Origin of the sequence: Pseudoalteromonas sp. SR45-5, assembly GCF_014163565.1 — a bacterium.
Classification (GTDB): domain Bacteria; phylum Pseudomonadota; class Gammaproteobacteria; order Enterobacterales; family Alteromonadaceae; genus Pseudoalteromonas; species Pseudoalteromonas distincta.
In genome coordinates, this window is the sequence record NZ_JACJDN010000649.1 from 1 (window position 1) to 2,165 (window position 2,165).

Sequence of the window (2,165 nt, forward strand, 5' to 3'; positions counted from 1 at the left end):
GGAGCGGTACACGAGGCTCGAACTCGTGACCTCGACCTTGGCAAGGTCGCGCTCTACCAACTGAGCTAGTACCGCATTATATTTTCATTCAACACTACAATTTCTTTTGGTTAGAAATTGGAGCGGTACACGAGGCTCGAACTCATGACCTCGACCTTGGCAAGGTCGCGCTCTACCAACTGAGCTAGTACCGCATTTTTTATTTCTTCAGTTATTTTACGTTGGTGCGCGACGGGTCGCGTTCAACATTCTAGCAACTGAGCTAGTACCGCATTTTAATTATGGATGTAAAACGACCACAATAAAAACAACTCAAACACACTAACCCCGCGTGGGTTATCGTCTTGAGCGGGGCAGGATTCTACAATAATCCGATGTGTTTGCAAGTGTTTTTTACAAATTAAAGAAATTTTCTCTATAGACTTTTAATTCCATAATCGAATCTTTAATGTCATCCAAAGCAAGGTGCGAGCCTTTTTTATTCACTTTTGCAAGCACTTCGGGTTTCCAGCGACGTGCTAATTCTTTAATAGTACTCACGTCAAGATTGCGGTAATGAAAAAAATCTTCAAGTTCACGCATGTATTTATTCATAAAGCGGCGGTCTTGCCCAATTGAATTACCACACATTGGTGATACACCTGCAGGCACCCACTGTTTTAAAAAATCTAACGTTTGTGCCACGGCATACTCTTCATCGAATGTACTTGCTTTACAGCGCGCTGTTAAACCCGACTTACCATGCTGCGTAGTACACCACTCGTCCATACCATTTAGTAATTCATCACTTTGATGAATAGCTATGGTTGGCCCTTCAGCTAATATATTCAGGTCTGCGTCAGTGACAACCGTCGCAATTTCGAGTATTTTATCGGTCTCTGGTTCGAGTCCTGTCATTTCAAGATCGAGCCAAATTAAATTTGATTTATTAATAGTCATAATTACCTAAGCGGTGCTTTCCTTTAGATCCAACGCATTTCGATATATCATATTAGCATCAACCGTCGAGCTAAAGCTTTTTTTAGGAAAAGCGACATTTAACTAAGGTTATAGGCCTCCAGTGGCAAAACAGAAAAAATTAAGTAAAGGCCAATCGCGTCAGATCAAGGCCAACCACCAAAAGCGCATTAATAGCGCAGACTCAAGACCAGCTAGAAAAGGCGCGCAAGAGTGGCAAACCGATAATTTAGGTCAGGTCGAGAGCGCAATTGTGATCAGTCGTTTTGGCCAACACGCCGATGTCGAAACTGAAAATGGCGATGTACTTCGTTGTAATATACGACGTACCGTGTCAAATTTAGTGTGTGGTGATGAGGTATTGTTTCGCCGTGCCAAAGTAAGTGAAGGTGATTTAGCCGGAGTAATTGAAGCCACGCAAGAGCGTCGCTCGCAACTTACCCGCCCTGACTTTTACGACGGCGTAAAAGTTATTGCGGCTAACATTGATCAAATACTCATGGTATCGGCGGTATTACCTGAGTTTACCCCAAGTATTATCGACCGCTATTTAATAGCCTGTGAAGATATGGGTATTGAGCCAATTTTAGTACTCAATAAAATAGATTTAATTGATGACGCAGGTCTTAGCGAAATACAAAAAGTTCTCGATATCTATCGTAAACTTGATTACCAAGTACTCCTTGTTAGTAATATATCGGGTAATGGTATTGATGAATTAAAAGAAGTACTTGTTGGTAAAAATAACATTTTTGTTGGTCAAAGTGGTGTGGGTAAATCAACCCTCGTTAATACTGTATTACCTAACGCTGAAATATTAACTAAAGAAGTATCTGAAAACAGCGGCCTAGGCCAGCACACAACAACTGTTTCACGCCTTCACCATTTACCAAGTGGCGGTAACCTAATCGACTCGCCAGGAATTCGCGAATTTGGTTTATGGCATTTAGATGTTGAGCGTGTAACCTGGTGCTTTAAAGAGTTTAGAGAATTTATAGGCGGATGCCGCTTTAGAGACTGTAAACATTTAAACGATCCGGGCTGTATAGTTAAAGAAGCTGTAGCAGATGGCAAAATTTCTCAATTGCGCTTTGACAGCTACCACCGAATTTTAGAAACAATGGCCGATGGCCGTGCAGGCGCCCGTGCGCCTCGCGTATAATTTAGGATAAATACTGTGAGTTTAGACAAATTTAAAATCGCAATGC

At 41.8% G+C, this 2,165-nt stretch carries 2 protein-coding genes and 2 tRNA genes; 1 reads left to right on the plus strand and 3 read right to left on the minus strand.

What is annotated here, in order from left to right; all coding sequences use genetic code 11:
* Positions 1 to 2: 2 nt before the first annotated feature.
* The 3 genes from H5072_RS17565 to orn form a co-directional block, all read right to left on the minus strand.
* Positions 3 to 75 (minus strand) — tRNA-Gly (locus tag H5072_RS17565).
* A 43-nt stretch (positions 76 to 118) separates the two neighbouring features.
* Positions 119 to 194 (minus strand) — tRNA-Gly (locus H5072_RS17570).
* Positions 195 to 393: 199 nt separating this feature from the next.
* Positions 394 to 939, minus strand: a complete 546-nt coding sequence (gene orn, locus H5072_RS17575; protein WP_004336052.1) for an oligoribonuclease — start codon at positions 937 to 939, stop codon at positions 394 to 396.
* A 121-nt stretch (positions 940 to 1,060) separates the two neighbouring features.
* Here orn and rsgA point away from each other — a divergent pair, with 121 nt between their 5' ends.
* Complete coding sequence (gene rsgA, locus H5072_RS17580) at positions 1,061 to 2,119, plus strand: small ribosomal subunit biogenesis GTPase RsgA (protein ID WP_182694284.1); 1,059 nt, start codon at positions 1,061 to 1,063, stop codon at positions 2,117 to 2,119.
* The last annotated feature ends 46 nt before the right edge of the window (positions 2,120 to 2,165 follow it).